The following is a 20,392-nucleotide window of genomic DNA, read 5'->3' on the forward strand; positions in this document are numbered from 1 at the left end:
TTCCTCGGCGCGTCGCTTCCCGTATCCGTACCAACCGAGTCGTCGACGCCGTGGCCGAGGGCCGAGGCACCACGGCGGCGAAGGTGGCTGCCGATGCCTGCAAGGACGGGCAGGGGATTTCACCCCGAACCGCGAGCACGAGATTTCGGATGCATGGAGGTGTACGGATGCTGGAGCAGCTCAGGCGGCGTGAACAGGCCGCTGACGAGGACCTCGTCTTCTTCGCGATGCCGTACGGCAGAAAGACGATGCCGGATGGCTACGAACAGAACTTCGATGTCCTCTACCGGGACTATTTCGCCGAGGCCGTAAAACTCATGGGCCTCAAGCCCGACCGTGCCGACAAGATCCCGGGGACGACCGAGAGTCCGCTTCAGGCGGCGTGGGACGGGATCGACCGTGCCGGCGTGGTGGTAGTGGACCTGTCGGCCACGTCCACCTCGGTGGCCATGGAGCTCGGATGGGCCATGTGCCTGCACAAGCGCCTGGTAGTGCTCCACTATGAGGGAGCGGAGGTGCCCACCAACATCCAGGGCCAGATCAGGGCCATCACCTACAGGTGCGACATGAGCGGCCTCCCGGAGATGAGCCGCGCAATCCGCGCTGCCATCGAGGAGGTTCGGAAGCCGGGATCGCCGGAGATGGACCTCCGCCCGCGCACTGGGCTCCGCGACGTGGACGCGGTCGCCGAAGTGGTGTGGGCCACCGCGGACCGCATCTTCGTCCGTGACGTGCAGAACGAGTTGCGCACAGGTGAGATGCGCAGGACCGACGTGAACTACGGTGACACCGTCCCTGAGGACATGGCGAAGCGTTATCACCAGGGCAGCAAGATCAGCGGCACCTTCGTGACCGACGAAAACGGAACCCGGTTCTCGCAGAGGTATGGCCAGGTCAACCCGTGGCCACGGCTGCAGGCTGAATACGCACGCGGCCAGGTGACCACCGCCAGGGTGTCGGACCTGAACCGCGGCGGCTGCTTTGTCGAGCTCGCATCCGGCGGCAAGTCCCGAATTCCCACCCATCAGGCCAACGCGGCTGGACTCCTGCTCGGCTCTGAAGTGCAGGTCAGAGTCCTCCACGTGGACCCTGTCCGGCAGCGCATCGACGTTGCCCTGGCGCACCATGCGGTGGCCTCCGCCGCGCCTCCCTCAATGGACGCGTATCCCCGGACGGGTGAGCGTCTGGCGGCGACGGTCAGGACGGTCGTGGCGGAACACGGGTTCGTCCTGGTGGAACTCGACGGCTACCCGGGCATGGCGAAGCCGGCGTTGCTACACGTCTCGGAAATGGCTCCGGCAACGCGGGACGGCGTGGAAGCGGGCTCCGTGGTGCACGGCGAGCGGGTCTTCGTCGAAGTGATCGAAGTGCGCCCGTCGCGAAGGGACCCAGGACTCCTCGACGTGCGGGTTCGCGAGGTCGACAGCGGAGTCGGAAAGACCGCCGATCCGGCGGAGCCGGTGGTCGCCGAATCAGCGGCATGACCGAGCCGGGAGCGCGCAGCACCGTGCCAGACCTCGCTCACCGCCTGTGGAACAGCGCAGTTCGCTCCGAGCACTATGCGAGGCCAGGGGGAGAGCAGTACCAGGCCGCAGTCCTCGAGCAGTACAAACTGTGCGTCGAAATGGCGGACCGGGTCAGCGCCCGGCGCAGCCTGACGAACACCTTCTTCCTCACGTTGAACTCTGCCGAACTCACCGCCGCTGGTGCGCTCAGCGGTCCCATCGGCCGGACCGTGCCGACCTGGGGCGTGGCCTCGATCGGGTTCGTGGCGCTGTTCCAATGCGTTGCCTGGTTTCTCCTGATTCGCTCCTACAGGCAGCTCAACGCGGCAAAGTACAAGGTGATCGGCGAGCTTGAGAAGCGCCTGCCGGCGCTCCCCTACTCCGACGCAGAGTGGGCGGAGCTCGGCGAAGGGAAGTCGTCCACCTCGTACCTTCCCTTGACCCATGTCGAACTCTGGGTACCTGGAGGCTTTGCCACCCTGTACCTGATCGCGCTGGCTACCGTGGCCGTCACCGGGTGACAGGTTGACAGCGCAGCTGACCTCGGTTGGCATGAGGGCCCGTCAGCTTGCTGACGGGCCCTCTCTGTTTCCGGGCCGCTCCGTGCAGGGGCGGGTTGCGCAGGCCAGCAGCCCGCGTGGCACGGATGCGGTCCTCAGCTCTGGTCGGCTGGCGGCGCCGCAGCTCCAAAGCGGTGCGTTCGCGGTCACCGGCCGGGAAGCCGCCGGCTCCACGCATACCCAGGCCGCCATGCCGGTGTACTCCGCGGGCCGGGCCGGCGGGCTTCGGGGCCAGTGGTCCCTACACCGTCGCTCTCACCTCCGTGCCCAGTTCGCGTCGGGCGCGGGCGGCGGCGCCGACCGGGACGGCGTCGGAGGACAGGGCGGCCCGGACCAGGCGGACGGGGTGGCCGCTGACCGGGGGTTCGACGGCGAGGGCAGACAGGATGACGGGCTCCAGGAGGGGCCAGGCGCGGCTGACTCCGCCGCCGACGACCACCGTGGTGATATCGACGACGCCCGCCGTGATCACGATCGCGCGGGCGATGCCCGCTCCCGCGGCGCGGTACACCGCGAGAGCGTCCTCGTCGCCGTGGGCAGCGGCCTCGGCGACTTCGCGGGCGGTGAGGCGGTGGCCGGTGCGGTCGGCGTAACGAGCCCCGATGGAGCGGCCGGAGGCCAGCGTCTCCAGGTGGCCGCGCCCGCCGCAGGAGCAGTGCAGGTCGCCGAAGCCGGGGATGTGCCCGATCTCGCCGGCCGCGCCGTGCGGACCCGCGTACAGGGCGCCGTTGGTCCACAGAGCGCCGCCGACGCCGGTCCCCAGGGTCATGCCGAGGACATCGGCCTCGCCGCGCACCGCTCCGCCGCAGACCTCCCCGTAGAGGAATGCGTTGACGTCGTTGTCCAGGAAGGCCGGGACGCCGAGGGCCTCCTCGACGGCGGCGGTGACGGCGAAGCCGGCCCAGCCGCGGAAGGAGTCGCTTGCGACCAGGATGCGGCCGTTCGCGGAGTCCACCACCCCGGCGGCGCCGATTCCGGCGCCCACCAGGCGGCCCGGGGTGCGGGCCAGCAGCGGGGCGAGCGCGTCGAGCGCGGCGTCCACCATGGCCCGGCCGCCCTCGAGCGCCGGGGTGGCGGTCTCCGCGCGGTCGAGGACGGTCAGGTCGTCCGAGCAGAGCACCACCTGGGTGGTGGTGCCGCCGATGTCGATGCCGGCGAACAGTGGCCGGAGGGTGTTGGGAATGGCAGGGTCCTGCGGGGTGTAGGGAAAGAGAAGAGGTCCGGTCACGCCTGGGCCTCCGTACGGCCGGCCGCGAGGGTGGCCAGGCGTTCGGCCCTGCGGCCCCGCTGCACCACCGGGTCGGGCACCGGCACGGCGGCCAGCAGACGGCGGGTGTAGTCGGTCTCCGGACGCAGCAGGGTCGTCCCGGTGGAGCCCTGCTCCTCGATGCGGCCGGCGCGCATCACGACGACGCGCTGCGCGAAGTGCTGCACGACGGCGAGGTCATGGGAGACGAACAGGCAGGCGAAGCCGAGTTCGCCCTGGAGTTCGGTGATGACCTCCAGGACCGCTTCCTGCACGCTCACGTCGAGGGCACTGGTGGGTTCGTCGGCGACCAGCAGCCGGGGTTCCAGGATCAGGGCTCGGGCCAGGCTGACCCGCTGGCGTTGTCCGCCGGAGAGTTCGCGGGGCGCGCGCCGGGCGAGTTCGCGTGGCAGCCGAACCCGGTCGAGGACGGCGGCGACCTTGGCCTGCCGGTCCTTGGCGGACAGGCCGCGACGGTGGACCCGGAGGGGTTCGGCGATGCACTCGCCGACGGTCATCCGAGCGTCGAGGGAGGCCACCGGATCCTGGAGGACGACACCGATACCGGCCCGCAGGGCGCGGCGGCCCCGGGCGCGGGTGCGGCCGAGGTCGGCGCCGAACAGGGAGACGGTGCCGGAGGTGGGCGGGATCAGGCCGAGCGCGACCCGGGCGGCGGTGGACTTGCCGGAGCCGGACTCGCCGACCAGGCCCAGGGTCTCCGCCGACCCGACCCGGAACGACACTCCGTCGAGGGCGCGTATGGCGGCCTTTCCGCGGCCGAACACCACGTTGATGTCACGCAGTTCGACCACCGCTTCGCCCTCGGGGCCGCCGGGCCCGGCAGGCGAGGCCGACGGCTCGGCCGCGGAACGGTTCGTCTGGGCCGGCACGGACGCGGCAAGCCGGCCGGTGCCGTCCGCGGCCTCGGCGACGGACAGCCGGGGCACCGCGGCCAGCAGGCGCCGGGTGTAGTCGTGGGCGGGGCGCAGCAGGACGTCCTCGACCGATCCGGTCTCCACGATCTCGCCCTGGTACATGACGGCGACCCGGTCCGCGAAGTCGGCGACGACGCCCATGTTGTGGGTGACGAGCAGCACGCCGGTGCCGGTCTCGACGGCGAGCCGGCGCAGCAGGTCGAGGATCTCGGCCTGCACGGTCACGTCGAGGGCGGTGGTCGGCTCGTCGGCGATGAGCAGGCCTGGCTCGTTGGCGATGGCCATGGCGATCACGACCCGCTGGCGCTGTCCGCCGGAGAGCTGGAACGGGTAGGCGTGGGCGCGCTTCTCCGGTTCGGGGATGCCGACCCGGCGCAGCAGTTCGACGGCCTCGACGGCGGCGTCCTTGGCGGACACCTCGCGGTGGTTGCGGATCACCTCGGCGATCTGCTTCCCGATCCGGGTGAGCGGGTCGAGCGCGGTGGCCGGCTCCTGGAACACCATGGAGACGGTCTTGCCGCGCAACGCCGCGAGGCCGTTCTCCGAGGCGCCGACGATCTGGGTGCCGGCGATGACGGCGCTGCCGGTGGCGCGGGCGTTCCCGGCGAGCAGGCCCATCGCGGCGAGCGCGATGGTCGACTTGCCGGAGCCGGACTCGCCGACCAGGGCCAGCGTCTCGCCCGGCTGGACCTGGAGGGACACGCCCCTGACCGCGGGTACGTCGCCGGTCTCGGTGGTGAAGACGACGCCGAGGTCGTCGAGTTCGAGGATCGGGCCGGACGCCGCGGTGCGGGCGGCGGAGCCCTTGGTGGTGGCGGTCATCCGCGTCCCCTCACATCGAATGCGTCGCGGAGTCCGTCCCCGATCGCGTTGAACGCCCACACCACCAGGATGATGGCCAGGCCGGGCGGCAGGATGAGCCACCAGTAGCCGGAGTAGGCGGCGGTGAGACCTGCGGAGAGCATGCCGCCCCAGTCGGTCTGCGGCGGCCGGACTCCCATGCCCAGATAGGAGACGTAGGCGACCAGCAGGATGGCGTCGGCGACCTGGAAGGTCGCGGCGACGATGATGGTGGAGACCGAGTTCGGCAGGATGTGCCGCAGGATCGCCCGGGCGTGCGTGCCGCCGATGGCGCGCAGGGTCAGGACGTAGTCCCGGTTCTTCAGGGTCAGCGTCTCGGCGCGGACCAGCCGGGACGGCACCAGCCAGGACACCAGGCCCAGGATGAGGACGAGACCGGTCAGGCCGGGCGTGGTGATGGCGGAGACCACGAGCAGGATGAACAGCGCGGGGATGGCGATGCCGGCGTCGACGATCCGCATCATCACGGCATCGATCCAGCCGCCCGCGTAGCCGGCGGCGGCGCCCCACAGCGTGCCGATGACGGTGGCGAGGACGCCCGCGGCGAGGCCGACGATCAGGGAGACCCTGCCGCCGTACATCAGCCGGCCCAGCTCGTCGTGGCCGACGGCGTCGGTGCCGAGCCAGTGCGCGCCGCTGGGGGCGAGGTTGACCTGCTGGAGCATGGTGTGGGTCTGGTCGGTGGAGTACACCAGCGGACCGGCGAAGCAGAACAGGAAGAAGAGGACCACGACGGCGAGTCCGACGACGGCCAGCTTGTTGCGCAGGAAGCGGCGGACGGCGAGTCGTGCGCCGGAGGCCTCGCGCGGCTCGGCGGCCTTCGTCGGGGCCATGTCCGGCTGGATGACGGCGCTCATGCCCGGCCTGCCTTCACTCGGGGGTCGATGATCCGCTGGACGATGTCGGCGAGCAGGGTGCCGACGACGGTGGCGACGGCGATCACCAGGACGCAGCCCAGCAGGACCGGGTAGTCGGAGGACTGCGCGGCGGTCCAGAACAGCAGCCCCATGCCGGGGTAGTTGAAGAGCTGCTCGACGACCAGGGCGCCGCCGAAGAGCACCGGCACGTAGTAGCCGAGCATGGCGACCACGGGCGTCAGCGAGTTGCGGAACACGTGCCGCCACAGGATGGCGCGGGCGCGGGAGCCGCCCGCCCTGGCCGTGCGGACATAGTCCTCGGAGAGGTTCTCCAGGGTGGCCGCCCGCATGTAGCGGCTGAACACCGCGACCATGGAGGCCGCGCCCGCGACCACCGGCAGTACCAGGGCCTGCGGTTCGGAGAACACCTGGCCCAGCGTCTCGCCCTGCGGAGCCTGCGACGGGAACCACGCCAGCGCCTGGCTGAAGACCAGCACCAGGATCAGCCCGAGGAAGTACACGGGCGTGGAGTAGGCGATGAAGCTCAGCGTGGTGATGACGTAGTCCACCGGCTTGTTGCGGCGCACGGCCTGCCACATGCCCATCGGGATGGCGAGGACGAGGCCGACGAGAGCCGACAGCACGGTGAGGACCAGGGTCTTCGGCAGCCGCTCGGTGATGAGCTGGGAGACCGGCTCGTTGAGGGTGTACGAGGTCCCGAGGTCCCCGTGCAGCAGTTGGCCGAGGTAGTAGAAGTACTGCACGGGCAGGGGCTTGTCGAGACCCTGTTCGTGGTTGAAGTGGGCGATCTGCTGTGCGGTGGCCTGCGGCCCGAGGATCCCGCGCGCGGGGCCTCCGGGCAGGGCGTGCAGCAGGCCGAAGACGACGATCGTCACGATGACGATCACCGCGACGGCCTGGAGGACACGTCTGATCAGGTACGAGGAAGTACTCATGTGTTTTCCGGTCGCTTCGTGTCTGTGGCGCGCGCGGGCGTCACCTGGACATGGACGTCACTGGGACGTGGGTGCCGGCGTGGCGGGTGCCGGTGTGGCGCCGGCGCGCGAGGGGTGCGCGCGGGTCCCGGGGCGGCCCGGCCGGGTGGCCGGGCGGCTCCACAGGCCCGCGCGGGCACCGACCGGGCTTACTTGGTCCACTTCCACATGGCGGGGTGGAAGTTGGCGAGGGAGTCCTGGGCGAAGCCGCCGAGGCCGTCCCTGACCACGGAGATCTGGTAGTCGGGCTCCGGCAGCCAGACCACGGGGAGGTCCTTGGCGAGCGCGGCGCTGTACTTCTGCACCGCCTCGTTCGAGGAGGACGTGGTGGTCTCGGTGATCAGCTTGTCGACCTCGGCGTTGGAGTAGTTGCCGAAGTTGGAGCCGCCGCCGGTGGCGAACAGCGAGTCACCGCTCGGGTAGGCGGGGAAGTACCAGCTGCCGGCGGTGCCGAAGAAGGACAGCTGCCACTTGCAGCTCGACTGGTCGGCGGTGCACTGGCCGGCCTGCGACAGGACGGAGTTGACGGGGGCGGTCTTGATGCCGAACTTGATGCCGGTCTTCGCGAACGACGACTGCAGCGCGCTCATCATGTTGTCGGTCACGGTGGAGCCGGACTGGGACAGCACCTCCATCTCGAACTTGGTGCCCTTGTCGACGCCCGTGCCGCACTGGTTGTCGCCGGTGCCGGGGCTGGTGCACACCATGGTGCCGCCCTGCTCGGTCCAACCGTGGTCGGTGAGCAGCTTCTTCGCCTTGGCGGTGTCGAAGGGGTACGGGTTGTTCTTCTGCTCCGGGGAGACGAAGGACGAGTCCTGGCCCTGTGGGATCGGGCCGTAGGTGGAGACGGCGGTGCCGTTGAAGACCACCTTGGAGAGCGTGGTCTGGTCCACCGACATCTGGATCGCCTGGCGGGCGTACAGCTGCTTGAACACCGGGCCCATGGTGGGGTTGTTGAAGTTGTACGGCAGATAGGTGATCGCCCAGCCGGTCCACGGCTTCACCGAGTAGCCCTTGGCCTTGAAGGACGACTCCTGGCTCAGGTCGGTGGCGTTGATGTAGCCGTAGTCGACGGTGCCGGCGCGGAGGGCGTTCACCTCGGCCTCGGTGGTGGTGAACGGCAGCAGGTTGACGTTCTTGATGTTGGCCTTGCCGCCGCCGTCGTACTTCGTGTTGGCGGTCAGCTCGACCTTGCCCGCGGTGGAGAACGACTTGATGGTGTATGGGCCGCTGACCGTCTTCCACAGCGGGTCGGTCGCGTAGCCGGAGATCTTCTTGGCGACGTTGTTGAGGTACGTCCAGACCTTCTTGGCCCCGGCGGCGGTGCGGTCCAGGTCGGAGACGGCGCCGGAGTCGCTGGTCTTGTCCCAGACGTGCTGCGGCATCGTGCGGATCATGCTCAGCTCGTTGGCGAGCATCCACTCCTGGTTGTACGCCTTGTCGAAGGTGATCGTGAAGTGCGTGTCGTCGATGGTCTTGAAGGAGGTCCAGTTGTCCGGCGCCTTGCCCGGGCTGTAGCTTGCCCAGTCCGCCTTGTTGGCCTTGACCAGGTTGAACCAGAACTCCACGTCGCGCGAGGTGATCTGCTTGCCGTCGCTCCAGTGACGATCGCCGAGGGTGATCGTCACGCTCTTGCTGTCCGCGGCGAACTTCGCGTCGGTGGCCAGCGAGTTGTCCTTGTTCCAGCCGACCTTGCCGGTGGAACCGTCGTACGCGATCAGCGGCTCCCAGACGGCCTGGGATATGGAGGAGTTGTTGGTGTTCAGGTGCGAGGCGGTGCCGACCGGGAGGATCCAGTTCGGCGTGAAGTTCGCCGGGAGGGCGTAGTTGATGGTGTCCGACGACGCCGAGCCCGAGGACGAGTTACCACCGCCGGAACAGCCGGTGAGCAGCGCGCCGGTGGTGACGGCGGCACCCGCGACGAGGGCCCAGCGGCGGCCGGCCGCCGTATGAGCAAGGAACATGGCTCTCCTCAGAGTGAAAGGACCCGTCCCGGGAGACCGGGTCGGCGCCGCGGGGTCGGCGCTGTGTACGGCGACAGTCAACGACGGACGAGCCAAACAAACAAACAAGAATTAGTAAAAAGTAAGGTCCTGCGGACTCGATAAAAGTCACATCCATCCACTCCAGACGCCTCAGCCGATGCCAATGTGTCAATTTGAGCCGATTTCACCTGCGTCAACACTCTCCACTTTCTCCATGGAGCTGTTCCCCGCCCACCTGATCGGGCGTACTGTCTCCGTCACACCCATCGTTGCGGAAGTTACTTCGTACATGACTGAAATAAGTGCACGGGACCGCAAGACCACCAAGGGCGTGTCCCCGAAGGGCACGACCGCCCTCGCCACGCGGGTCCTCGAACTCGTCGCCTCGGGCCAGGCGTCGTCCCGCGCCGAACTCGCGGAACTCCTCGGCACGGCCGCCTCCACCATCTCCTTGACCGTGGCTCAGTTGGTCGAGCGCGGGCTCATCGCCGAGGAGGGCACCCAGTCCTCCACCGGCGGCCGCCCCCGCAGGGTCCTCAGGGTGGGCAGCAACGACGAGTACGCCGTCGCCGCCGACGTCGGCGGCCGCCATGCTCGGATCGGTGTGGTGCTCCCTGGCGGCGGTGTCCGTGATGTCGCCAACGTCCCGTTCGAGGTCGCCGACGGTCCCGAGGCCGCCCTGCCGAGGCTCGTCGAGCACCTGGAGTCCCTCGTCGAGCAGCGTGGACGCGACGGGCTCCGGGGCGTCGGGCTCTCCCTGCCCGGGCCGGTGGACGTCGCCTCCGGCGCCGTCGTCCTGCCGTCCCGGATGCTCGGCTGGAACCGCTTCCCGGTCGCCGCTTGGCTGGAGGAGCGCTTCGGGGTCCCGGCCGCCGTCGACAACGACGCCAACTGCATGGCGGTCGGCGAGCAGAGCGTCAGGCCCGCCGAACACCGGCAGTCGATCATGGTGAAGATCGGCTCGGCGATCGGTGCCGGCGTCATCGCCGACGGTCGCCTCTACCGGGGCGCCACCGGAGCCGCCGGCGACATCACCCACATCCGCATCGACGGCGGCGCCGACATCCCCTGCTCCTGCGGCAACACCGGCTGCCTGGAGACGGTGGCGTCCGGCGCCGCGCTCGTCCGCATCCTGCGCGAACGCGGTCTCGACGTCGCCGGCCTGGAGGACGTGGTACGGCTCGCCACCGACGCCGACCCGGAAGCCACCCGCGCCGTCCGCAGGGCAGGCGACCACCTCGGCCAGGTGCTCGCCGCCAACGTCAACTTCTTCAACCCGGACGCCGTCTACCTCGGCGGCATCCTCTCCACCCTCGAACCGTTCGTCGCCGCGGTGCGCAGCAAGCTCTACGAGAGCTGCCACCCGCTGGTGACCCAACACCTCACCATCGAGCGGGCCAGTCTCGGCGCCGACGCCGGCCTGGTCGGCGCCGGACTCTTCGCCCTGCAGCGTGCCCTGACCCGCGCCCTCGGCGACATCGGCCGCACCACCCCCGGCGCCGACCGGCAGCACACCGCCGCGGGCCGCGGAGGGATCTGACGCCACTGCAAAAAGCCTGACAGTCACGGAAATTACTCCGCGCACGCGGCGACATACCTGCCCGGGAACCGCGGCCCGTACTCCGGCTCCCGGGCGATCCCCCGGTCCCGGCCCCCGAGCCCTGAAACCCAGGGACCTGTCCCGGGGAGTCCCCGCACCCGCTTGGATACCGACGTCCGCGGCACGCCCCCTCGTGGCGGGCCGCGCAACGAGCCTCACGCACCACACCCCGTCCGAGGAGCCATGTCGCACACCCGCACCCCCGCCGCCCGCCCGGTCATCGCCGTCGCCGGGCTCGGCATCGAGTCCTCCACCTTCTCCCCCGCCCGCACCGAGGCCCCCGCCTTCCACCCCTCGCGCGGCGCCGAGATCTTCGACCGGTACCCCTTCCTCGCCCCTGGCGAGGAACTGCGTGAGGCCGCCGAATGGCACGGCGCTCTGGTCGGCAAGTCGCTGCCCGGCGGCACCGTCACCGCCGCCGCCTGGACCGCGCTCACCGAGGAGCTCATCGAACGCCTCGCCGCGCTGCCCCGGTTGGACGGCCTCTGGTACGACATCCACGGCGCCATGACCGTGGAGGGAATCGACGACGCCGAGGCCGCGCTGCTGGAGCGGATCCGCGCCACCGTCGGCCCCGACGTGATCGTCTCCACCTCGATGGACCTGCACGGCAACGTCTCCCGCGAACTCGCCCACCGCAGCGACCTGATCACCTGTTACAGGATGGCCCCGCACGAGGACCACATGGAGACCAAGGAGCGTGCCGTCCGCAACCTGGTCGACCTGCTGGCGTCCGGCGCCCCCCGCCCGGTCAAGGCGTGGGTCCCGGTCCCGGTGCTGCTGGCCGGCGAGCAGACCTCCACCCGAATCGAACCCGCGAAGAGCGTGTACGCGGCGGTCGACGAGGTCGAGGCCGCCGACGGCGTGACGGACGCCGCCGTCTGGGTCGGCTACGCCTGGGCCGACGAACCCCGCAACCGCGCCGTCGTGGTCGTCACCGGCGACGACACGGCGGCGGTCTCGGCCGGGGCCGAACGACTCGCCCGGGGCTTCTGGAACGCCCGCCACGACTTCGACTTCGTGGCCCCGACCGGCACCTACGACGAACTCCTCGACGAGGCCCTCGCCTCCGACCAGCGGCCGTACTTCATCAGCGACACCGGCGACAACCCCACCGCGGGCGGCGCCGGTGACGTCACCTGGGGCCTGACCCGGCTGCTGGAGCGCCCCGAGTTCCAGAAGGAGGACGGGCCGACCGTCATCTACGCCTCGGTACCCGGCCCTGCCGCGATCGAGACCGCCGTCGCCGCCGGGGTCGGCGCCACCGTCACCGTCAGCGCCGGCGCCGAGGTCGACGACCGGCACGCCGGTCCCGTCACCCTCACCGGCGTGGTCCACGCGATCCGGCACGGCGACCGGGACGCCGGGACCGAGGTCGTCATCCGGGCCGGCAGCGTGTACGCGATCCTCACCGGGCTGCGCAAGCCGTACCACCACGAGCACGACTTCACCGACCTCGACCTCGACCCGCGCTCCGCCGACATCGTGATCGTCAAGATCGGCTACCTGGAGCCCGAGCTGTTCGACATGTCGGTCGGCTGGAAGATGGCCCTCACCCCCGGCGGAGTCGACCAGGACCTGGTACGCCTCGGCCACCGCCGCATCCGCCGCCCGATGTTCCCCTTCGACCGCGACATGGCCGACCCGGACCTGACGGCCCGTATCATCCCGGCCTCCGACCAGCCGCTCACCGGGGACGACGAATGACCGACCACACCATCCGGCCAGCATTGGAGATCGCCGTCACCTCACCGGCCGGTGCCCGTGTCGCCCTCGACCACGGAGCCGACCGCGTCGAACTCTGCACCGGCCTGGAACTGGGCGGTCTGACCCCGTCGGCCGCCCTCGTCGAGGCGGTCGCCGCCGTAGGCCTGCCGGTGCAGGTCCTGGTCCGCTGCCGGCCGGGCGACTTCGTCCACGACGCCGACGAGATCGCCCTGATGGTCGCCGAGGCGCGGTCCGTGATCGCCTCCGGCGCCGCCGGCGTGGTCGTCGGCGCGCTCACCGCCGACGGCGGCCTCGACACCGACGCCGTCACGCGCCTCGCCGCGGCGGCTCATGACGCGGGCCGCCCCGTCGAGGTGACCCTGCACCGCGCGATCGACCTGTCCGCGGACCCGGTCGCCACCGCCGCGCTGTTGCCCGACCTGGGGCTCACCCGGGTGCTCACCTCCGGCGGCGCCCCGGCCGCCGGAGAGGGACTCGCCGCGCTCGCCGCCATGGTCGAGGCCGCACCCGGCGTGCAGGTCATGGCCGGCGGCGGGGTGCGCCCCGCCGACATCCCGGCCCTGACCGCCGCCGGTGTCGCCGCCGTCCACCTCTCCGCGAAGCGCCGCGCCGAACCCCGGCGCGGGGGTGCGTGGATCCCCCTCGGCGCCTCCAGCGCCTCCGCCGAGCAGGACACATACTTCGTCACCGACCCAGCGGTGGTCGCCGAGGCCAGGAGAATGCTGGAATCCCGGGCAACGGGCTGACCGGCCGTGCGCCCGCCTGCCGGAGCACGCCGCCCCGAGAGTCTGCGGTTCGCGTCGGACCGCGGACTCTCGGGGCGGGTCATTCCGACCGATCCGTTCAGAGCCTCTGTCGTCTGAGTTTGCGTCCGCACCGCACTGGTGGTCGCAGAACAGACCTGCCTCGCCCGCCACGGGGCCGCCCTCACCCCCGGGGCCGGCCCCGCCATCGTCACCCAGTGGATCAACGAAGCCCAGAACGAGAAATGAACCGCCCTGGCCAAGCTCAAGGAAACCGAGGCGCAACCGAGCAGCGCGCCGGAGGAGGAGCCACTCGCCAAAAAGGAGATCCTCAAGCTCGCGAAGAACCTCCACGAGGTCGCACAGCGCCTCCAGAGCGCCGATCCGAGCACGAACGCCTCACTCTACGAAGCCCTCGGCATCACAATCAGCTACGAAAACGCCACGAGGACCGCGACCGTTAGGTCGAGGCCCTCGATTCCGTATCGCTATAGCGAGTGTCCGAGGGGGGACTTGAACCCCCACGCCCGATAAAGGGCACTAGCACCTCAAGCTAGCGCGTCTGCCATTCCGCCACCCGGACCAGGTGCCTGCCGCCTGACCGGGGGTTTTCCCCGCGGCGACATGGACAACAATACCAAGGTTTCGGGGTGCGTTTCACCTGCGTATCCGCCCCCGGGAGGGGCCCCCGGGGGCGCGACGGGATCATGCTCCTCGGGCCGGCTCCGCGGCGCGGCTCGCGGCGGTGTCCATGGTGGCGGCCTGTTCGAGCAGGGGGTGGGCGCGCTCGTCGAGGATCGCGCGGCCGCGGGCCGCGTTGTTGCCGTCGAGGCGTACGACCAGCGGTCGGGTGAGCCGGACGGTGTCCAGGGCCTGGACGATGCCCTCGGCGACGGTGTCGCACGCGGTGATCCCGCCGAAGACGTTGACGAGGACCGACCGCACGGACGGGTCGGAGAGGACGACGGACAGCCCGTCGGCCATGCGCCGCGCGGAGGCCCCGCCTCCGATGTCCAGGAAGTTGGCGGGGCGGGCGCCACGGTCGGCGACCATGTCCAGTGTGGACATGACCAGGCCGGCGCCGTTGCCGATGACGCCGACCTCGCCGTCCAGCTTGACGCAGGTGAGGCCGCGGGCCGCGGCCGCCGCCTCCAGCGGGTCGTCGTGCTCGGTGTGCTCCACCCCCCAGCGGGCCTGGCGGAACCGGGCGTTGCGGTCGAGGGTGATCCTGCCGCCGAGGGCAACGATCCGGCCCTGCCTCGTGCGTACCAGCGGGTCGACCTCCACCAGCAGGGCGTCCTCGCGGACCAGGACCCGCCAGAGCCGGACCAGGGTGTCCACGGCCTGCGGAGGCAGGCCCGCCGCCGCGGCGATCCCGGCCGCCTTCGACGAGGTGACGCCCTCGGTCGGGTCGACGGGGACGCGCGCCACCGCCTCGGGTCGGCTCGCGCCCGCCTCCTCGGTCTCCGTGCCGCCCCGGGCCGAGGCGATGGCGAGGAAGCCGCCCGTCGAACGGTCGAGGGCGTAGGAGACGCGGAACTCCTCGGCGGTGTCGACCGGTTCGGCCACCATCACCGTGCGGACCCGGTGACCCTTGATGTCCATGCCGAGGATCTGGCGAGCCGTCAGTTCGGTGGCCGCGGGGTCGGCGGCGAGTTTCACTCCGCCCGCCCTGCCCCGCCCGCCCGTCTTCACCTGGGCCTTGACGACGACCCGGCCGCCGAACCTGCGGGCGATCTCACGGGCCTTCTTGGAGGAGTCGGTGACCTCGGCTCGTGGCACCACGATGCCGTACTCCTCGAAGAGTTGTCTTGCCTGGTGTTCGTAGAGGTCCATTCCGGCTCCCCCGCGGGACGGCTCCTGGCTGAGAAGTGCTGCGCAACCCCTGGACACCTTTGGCGGGATGCGGGATAACAAACTTCATACAGTATTCGTCGACTGTATGCAATGACCGGGTCGGCGAGCAGATCGAGTCCGGGAACGGCCGGTGGTGGGCGCGGGCCGTCCCTGGACCGTACGCGCGACCGCACAGGCTGCACCGGACCCGCCCCGCGCCGTACCGGCGCTGCTCCGCAAGACTCCGGGCCGATCGAACGCCCGGCGCATCGTCCCCGATCCCCACCGACACGGCGAGGAGATGGCCAGACATGACCGCGGATCCCCTATCGACCAGAAGTACGCCGGGCGACACCCGCACGGCGCACGGCTCGTATCGCGAAGTGACCGACTCCCGGGGGCGGGTCTACCGCATCGGTGAGACCGACAGCGACATCATGGGGCGTCGCCGCAGGTGGATGGTCATCCTCCCCTGGGTGGGCATGATGGGCATCAGCTCCGCCGAATACGCGTTCACCTCGGCGGAGGAGACGCTCCACAAGGCCCACCTGTGGAGCAGTGGGCACATCTTCTGGCTGATGGGCGTCTGGGTGTTCTTCCAGGCGGCCGTGGCCTTCCCGGCCGGACAACTGCGGGAGAGCGGCAGGCTGCCCGCCCGTTCGGCCATGCTGCTCGGCGCGGTCGGCACACTGCTGGGCTATCTGTCGCTGGCGTACGCGCCGCACGTGATCGTGGCGTACTTCGGCTTCGGGATGTGCAGCGGCATCGGCGCCGGTCTGGTGTACGCGACCTGCGTGAACATGGTCGGCAAGTGGTACCCGGAGCGCAAGGGCGGCAAGACGGGCTTCGTCAACGGCGGATTCGCCTACGGCTCCGTGCCGTTCGTGTTCCTTTTCACCTCGTTCATGGACCTGAGCAACTACCGGACGGTGCTCGCCTGCGTCGGTGCCGGACTGTGCCTCATGGTGGCGACGGCCGGCTGGTTCTTCCGGGACCCCCCGAAGAACTGGTGGCCCGCTCACGTCGACCCGCTGAAGCAGACCGACGACCCCAAGATCCGCCGGGCGCTGGCGAAGAACCCGCCGGCGGTCAAGCAGTACACGCCGGGCGAGGCCGCCCGTACGCCCGTCATGTGGATGATGTGGTTCTGTCTGCTGTGCACGGCCGGCATCAACATCTTCGGCATCGCCTTCCAGGTGCCGTTCGGCAAGGACATGGGGTTCGCGGGCGGGATCGTGGCGACCGCGATGTCCCTGAAGGCGATCGTCAACGGCACCGGGCGCGGTGTCATCGGCTGGATCTCCGACCAGTGCGGGCGGCGCAGCACCCTGATCATCGTGTGTCTGGTGCTCGGCACGGCGCAGTTCGGTGTGCTGGTGTCCGGGCAGATGGGCAGCATGCCGTTCTTCCTGTTCTGCTCCATGGTGTCCGGGTTCGGCGGCGGAGCGATCTTCCCGCTGTTCGCGGCCATGACGGCCGACTACTTCGGGGAGAACCACAACGCCGCCAACTACGGCATCGTCTACAGCTCGAAGCTGATCTCCGGGCTCGTCGGTTCGGGTCTCGGGGCGGTCGTCGTCGCGGCCTGGGACTACAAGGGCGCGTTCCTCCTGGCGGGTTCGATCGGGTTGGCCTCCGCGGTGCTGGCGCTGTTCCTGAAGGCTCCGGGCAGGCCGCAGCCCCGGCGCGGTGTCGCCGCCAACCCCCGGCCCCTGGGCGAGGACATGGCGTGAGCGTGTGAACCGCGTGCCGAGGGCCTCCCCGTGGATCTCCGGGGAGGCCCTCGGCGGGTGTGCGTTACTTGCGGCGCAGCGCGGCCATGTTCCGGCAGCCGATCCGCGCGTGCTCCAGCGACTGGCCCGGGTCGGTGGAGCTCGGGGCGTTGTCCTGCTCGACCATCGGGTTGTGGTAGTTCGGACTGCCGACCCGGGAGAAGAAGGTGGTGTAGTCGATGACACCGGTGCCGAACGGGACCATGTCGTAGCCCTGTCCGTTGGTGTTGTTGATGACGCCGTCCTTGGCGTGGAACAGCGGGTAGCGCTTGTCGTGGCGGGTGACGAGGCCGGCCGGGTCGAAGATGTTCTGCCGGGTGGCGCCGTCGTGGTCGGTGTAGGTGCGGAACTTGTACTGGGCCACGTGCGCCCAGAAGATGTCCATCTCCAGCCAGATCAGCTTGGGGTCGGTGATGGACAGGAAGTACTCCAGCTTGCGGATGCCGGAGCTGCGGGTCGGGCGGCCCTGGGCGTCGAGCGGGCCGCCGTCGAGCAGGAAGCCGTAGGCCGCGTCGTGGTTGTGGGTGTAGAGCTTGATCCCGGCTCTGCGGGCGATCTCGCCGAGGACGTGCCACTTCTCGGCGGCGACGTCCCAGTCGGCCTTGTAGTTGCTGCCGGTGGGGTCGTTGCCGGTCCCCATGTGCTGCATGCCGAGGATGTTGGCGATCTCCAGGTGCTTCTTGAAGGTGTCCAGGTCCCCGGTGGTCAGCGGCCACGAGCCCGGGATGAAGCCGTGGTTGCCCTGCGCCCGCAGCCCGTACTCGTCCAGCCAGCCGCGCAGCAGCCGGGCGCCCTCGACGGACTCCAGGTTGGCGCCGCCGGGGGCGTTGGCGTGCTGGCCGTACCCCGCGAACTCGACCTGCCGGTAGCCGAATCGGGCCAGTTGCTCGAACACGGCACGGAAGCCGGAGGGCAGGCTGGTGGAGAACGGGTCGCGGCCGGTGGCGTCGCGCACCGTGTAGAGGATGATGCCGCGCTTGTCCTCGGGGACGAGCAGGTGGCCCTTGGCCTTGCCGTTGGACTCGGCGGGGGCCGCCTGCACCGGGGCCGCGCCGAGGACGGGAGCGGCGATCGCCCCGGCCGCGACGGCGGTGCAGGTGCTGAGGAAGCCGCGGCGGCCGATGCCCAGGCTGCGGCGCAGCAGTTCGTCGGTGCCGTGGTCGGTTGCTTGGATGTCGTTCACGGGTGCCTCTCTTCGGGCTTGTGGTCTGCGTGGCCGAGACCGGCGAGGTGGAGCAGGAGGGACTTCACGTCGGTGGCCGCGATGCGGTCGCCGACGGCACGGGGGGTGGAGCACAGGAGGAGCGGACCGTCGTCGTCGCTCGCGGGCAGGCGGCCGTGGCTGCCGCGGATGGGTGAGGCGTCGAGGGGTACGACCGCCATGCGGTAGCGCATCCCGAGTTTCTTCCGGGCCACCGCCGTCGCCGCCTTGACCTTCACATAGGGGTCGTGCGGGTCCATGAAGAGCTCGACCGGGTCGTAACCGGGTTTGCGGTGGATCTCGACCAGCTGCGCGAAGTCGGGCGCGCGCTCGTCGTCGAGCCAGTAGTAGTACGTGAACCAGGCGTCCGGTTCGGCGACGGCGACGAGTTCGCCGGAGCGCGGGTGGTCGAGGTGGTGGGCCTTCTTGCCCTCGTCGTCGAGGAGTCGCTCGATGCCGGGCAGTCCGTCGAGGGCGACCCTGGTCGCGTCCATGTCCTCGGGGCGGCGCACGTAGACGTGGGCGATCTGGTGGTCGGCGACGGCGAAGGCGCGCGAGGCCATCGGGTCGAGGTACTCCATGCCGTCCTGGGTGTGCACTTCGAGCAGGCCGGCCCGGCGCAGGGCGCGGTTGATGTCGACGGGCCGGTCGGCGCGGGTGATGCCGTACTCGGACAGCGCGACGACGGTACGGCCCTCTGCGCGCGCGTCGTCCAGGAGCGGGGCCATGGCGGCGTCGAGGTCGGCCGCCGCTTGCAGGGAGCGCGGGTCGTCGGGGCCGTAGCGTTGCAGGTCGTAGTCGAGGTGGGGCAGGTAGCAGAGCGTCAGGTCGGGTCGGCGGGTGCGCTGGATGTGGCGGGTGGCGTCGATGATCCACTGGCTGGAGACGAGGTCGGCGCCGGGCCCCCAGAAGTGGAACAGGGGGAACGTGCCGAGTTTCTCGGTGAGTTCGTCGTGCAGGGCCGGGGGGCGGGTGTAGCAGTCGGGTTCCTTGCGGCCGTCGGCGTAGTAGACGGGCCGCGGGGTGACGGTGATGTCGGTGTCGGCGCCCATGGCGTACCACCAGCAGATGTTGGCGACCGTGTAGCCGGGGTGGGCGCGGCGGGCGGCGTCCCACAGCTTGTCGCCGGTGACGAGGCCGTTGTGCTGCCGCCACAGCAGGACGTCGCCGAGTTCGCGGAAGTACCAGCCGTTGCCGACGATTCCGTGCTCGGAGGGCATGGTGCCGGTGAGGAAGGTGGACTGGGCGGCGCAGGTGACGGCGGGCAGGACGGTGCCGAGCGCGGCACGGGAGCCCGACTGGCCGAGGGCCTTGAGGCGGGGCATGTGGTCGAGGATGCGCGGGGTGAGACCGACGACGTCCAGGACGAGCAGGGGTGTCGGTCCCTGGGGCCGGGTCATGGCAGTTCCTTCAGTCCGAGGTCGGTCAGCAGGTCGCGGGTGAGGGCGAGTTCGGCGGCGATGCCGTCGGCGAGCCGGCCGCGGTCACGGGGGCGCAGCTCGGACGGGAGCGCCTGCCAGGTGTAGGTCTCGACCTCCAGGTGGCGGGTGAGCGGCCGCGGGCCGCCGACGAGCCGGGTCAGGGCGGCCTTGAGGACCGGGAGGGTGGAGGTGAGGGGCTCGGCGGGGGCCGCGTGCAGGGGGACGTGGAAGTGGGCGCGCCAGGGCGCGGCGTCGGGCAGGACGTCTCCGCCCAGTGCTTCCCCGAGGTCGTCGGTGCCGCGCAGGCCGGCGGCGGTGACGGTACGGGTCTGGTGCAGGAAGCGGGGTTCGTCGAAGGCGGCGAGGGCGTCGCGGACGTCGGGCAGGTGGGGGTGCTCGGCGTGCAGGGCGGCCGACAGCTGGGACTTGACGATGGGGACGCCGGCCTCGGCGAGGGCGTCCAGGGCGGTGTGCGGGTCCTCGAAGGAGGTGGCGAGGTGGCACGTGTCGACGCAGATGCCGATGCGGTCGTGGGCGATCGCGGTCAGCGGGGCGATGGCGTCGTGCGTGGTCTCGACGACACAGCCGGGTTCGGGTTCCAGGCCCACCCGGATGGAGCGGCCCGTCAACTCCTCCAGCGCGTCGAGGCGTTCGGCGAGGGTGCGCAGGGCGGTACGGGCCCGCTCGGCGCGGGAGTCGTCGTACGCGGTGCGCCAGGCCAGGGGCAGGGTGGAGACGCTGCCCTCGCCGACGTCGTCCGGGAGGAGGCCGGCGAGGATGCGGGCGAGCGCGGTGGTGTGGTCGAGGCGTTCGGCGTCGGCCCAGTCCGGCTTGTAGACGCGGTACTTGACCTCTTCGGCGCCGAAGCCCTGGTAGGGGAAGCCGTTGAGGGTGACCACCTCCAGGCCGTGCCGGTCGAGTTCGGCGCGCAGGGCGCGCAGTGCTGACGGGTCGGTGTCGAGGGTGCGGGCGGCGTCCCGGGCGAGCCACAGGCCGACGCCGAGGCGGTCTCGGCCCAGGCGGCGGCGGACGGGCTCGCAGTGGTCGCGCAGTTGGGCCACGACGCCGTCGAGGGTCTCGGCGGGGTGGACGTTGGTGCAGTAGGCGAGGTGGACAGTGGAGCCGTCGGGGTGCCGGAAGCGCATCG

At 70.6% G+C, this 20,392-nt stretch carries 15 protein-coding genes and 1 tRNA gene; 6 read left to right on the plus strand and 10 right to left on the minus strand.

Annotated elements, in window-relative coordinates; genetic code table 11:
* Nucleotides 1–167: 167 nt before the first annotated feature.
* Both TNCT6_RS04020 and TNCT6_RS04025 read left to right on the plus strand, forming a co-directional pair.
* The gene (locus TNCT6_RS04020) at nt 168–1,484 is read left to right on the plus strand and encodes a S1 RNA-binding domain-containing protein (protein ID WP_141356618.1); all 1,317 of its coding nucleotides are present in this window, start codon (nt 168–170) and stop codon (nt 1,482–1,484) included.
* The gene (locus TNCT6_RS04025) at nt 1,481–2,026 is read left to right on the plus strand and encodes a hypothetical protein (RefSeq protein ID WP_253266021.1); all 546 of its coding nucleotides are present in this window, start codon (nt 1,481–1,483) and stop codon (nt 2,024–2,026) included. The genes TNCT6_RS04020 and TNCT6_RS04025 overlap by 4 nt, the downstream gene beginning before the upstream one ends.
* A 280-nt stretch (nt 2,027–2,306) precedes the next feature.
* Here TNCT6_RS04025 and TNCT6_RS04035 read toward each other — a convergent pair whose 3' ends face one another.
* The 5 genes from TNCT6_RS04035 to TNCT6_RS04055 form a co-directional block, all read right to left on the minus strand.
* Nucleotides 2,307–3,227: an ROK family protein gene (locus TNCT6_RS04035; RefSeq protein ID WP_141366078.1), complete on the minus strand. Its 921-nt coding sequence runs from the start codon at nt 3,225–3,227 to the stop codon at nt 2,307–2,309.
* 62 nt (nt 3,228–3,289) lie between these two features.
* Nucleotides 3,290–5,068: an ABC transporter ATP-binding protein gene (locus tag TNCT6_RS04040; protein ID WP_141356622.1), complete on the minus strand. Its 1,779-nt coding sequence runs from the start codon at nt 5,066–5,068 to the stop codon at nt 3,290–3,292.
* Nucleotides 5,065–5,964, minus strand: a complete 900-nt coding sequence (locus TNCT6_RS04045; RefSeq protein WP_141356624.1) for an ABC transporter permease — start codon at nt 5,962–5,964, stop codon at nt 5,065–5,067. Before TNCT6_RS04045 ends, TNCT6_RS04040 begins: the two co-directional genes overlap by 4 nt.
* Nucleotides 5,961–6,920, minus strand: a complete 960-nt coding sequence (locus TNCT6_RS04050; protein WP_141356626.1) for an ABC transporter permease — start codon at nt 6,918–6,920, stop codon at nt 5,961–5,963. Before TNCT6_RS04050 ends, TNCT6_RS04045 begins: the two co-directional genes overlap by 4 nt.
* Before the next feature lie 188 nt (nt 6,921–7,108).
* Nucleotides 7,109–8,923, minus strand: coding sequence for a peptide ABC transporter substrate-binding protein (locus TNCT6_RS04055; RefSeq protein WP_141356628.1), 1,815 nt, complete (start codon nt 8,921–8,923; stop codon nt 7,109–7,111).
* Between the two features lie 310 nt (nt 8,924–9,233).
* Between TNCT6_RS04055 and TNCT6_RS04060 the strand changes: the two genes are divergently transcribed.
* The 3 genes from TNCT6_RS04060 to TNCT6_RS04070 all read left to right on the plus strand — a co-directional run bounded on the left by TNCT6_RS04060 (nt 9,234) and on the right by TNCT6_RS04070 (nt 13,018).
* A complete protein-coding gene (locus TNCT6_RS04060; protein ID WP_141356629.1) occupies nt 9,234–10,484 on the plus strand; it encodes an ROK family transcriptional regulator in 1,251 nt (416 codons plus the stop codon).
* A gap of 243 nt (nt 10,485–10,727) precedes the next feature.
* A complete protein-coding gene (locus TNCT6_RS04065; RefSeq protein ID WP_141356631.1) occupies nt 10,728–12,251 on the plus strand; it encodes a M81 family metallopeptidase in 1,524 nt (507 codons plus the stop codon).
* Nucleotides 12,248–13,018 carry a copper homeostasis protein CutC gene (locus tag TNCT6_RS04070; RefSeq protein WP_141356633.1) on the plus strand — a complete coding sequence of 257 codons (771 nt, stop codon included), beginning with the start codon at nt 12,248–12,250 and terminating at the stop codon, nt 13,016–13,018. The genes TNCT6_RS04065 and TNCT6_RS04070 overlap by 4 nt, the downstream gene beginning before the upstream one ends.
* A gap of 495 nt (nt 13,019–13,513) precedes the next feature.
* Here TNCT6_RS04070 and TNCT6_RS04075 read toward each other — a convergent pair.
* Together TNCT6_RS04075 and sucC are read right to left on the minus strand one after the other, a co-directional pair.
* Nucleotides 13,514–13,598 (minus strand) — tRNA-Leu (locus tag TNCT6_RS04075).
* A 122-nt stretch (nt 13,599–13,720) separates the two neighbouring features.
* Nucleotides 13,721–14,851: an ADP-forming succinate--CoA ligase subunit beta gene (sucC, locus tag TNCT6_RS04080; RefSeq protein WP_141356635.1), complete on the minus strand. Its 1,131-nt coding sequence runs from the start codon at nt 14,849–14,851 to the stop codon at nt 13,721–13,723.
* 311 nt (nt 14,852–15,162) lie between these two features.
* Between sucC and TNCT6_RS04090 the strand changes: the two genes are divergently transcribed.
* Nucleotides 15,163–16,584, plus strand: a complete 1,422-nt coding sequence (locus TNCT6_RS04090) for an OFA family MFS transporter (RefSeq protein WP_141356637.1) — start codon at nt 15,163–15,165, stop codon at nt 16,582–16,584.
* Nucleotides 16,585–16,648: 64 nt separating this feature from the next.
* Here TNCT6_RS04090 and TNCT6_RS04095 read toward each other — a convergent pair whose 3' ends face one another.
* The 3 genes from TNCT6_RS04095 to eboE are packed head-to-tail and all read right to left on the minus strand — an operon-like array spanning nt 16,649 to nt 20,390.
* The gene (locus TNCT6_RS04095; RefSeq protein WP_373996147.1) at nt 16,649–17,806 is read right to left on the minus strand and encodes a sugar phosphate isomerase/epimerase family protein; all 1,158 of its coding nucleotides are present in this window, start codon (nt 17,804–17,806) and stop codon (nt 16,649–16,651) included.
* Nucleotides 17,803–19,224 carry a nucleotide pyrophosphatase/phosphodiesterase family protein gene (locus TNCT6_RS04100; protein ID WP_141356639.1) on the minus strand — a complete coding sequence of 474 codons (1,422 nt, stop codon included), beginning with the start codon at nt 19,222–19,224 and terminating at the stop codon, nt 17,803–17,805. The genes TNCT6_RS04095 and TNCT6_RS04100 overlap by 4 nt, the downstream gene beginning before the upstream one ends.
* A complete protein-coding gene (gene eboE / locus TNCT6_RS04105; protein ID WP_141356641.1) occupies nt 19,221–20,390 on the minus strand; it encodes a metabolite traffic protein EboE in 1,170 nt (389 codons plus the stop codon). Before eboE ends, TNCT6_RS04100 begins: the two co-directional genes overlap by 4 nt.
* Nucleotides 20,391–20,392 lie beyond the last annotated feature (2 nt).

The organism is Streptomyces sp. 6-11-2, from assembly GCF_006540305.1.
Classification (GTDB): domain Bacteria; phylum Actinomycetota; class Actinomycetes; order Streptomycetales; family Streptomycetaceae; genus Streptomyces.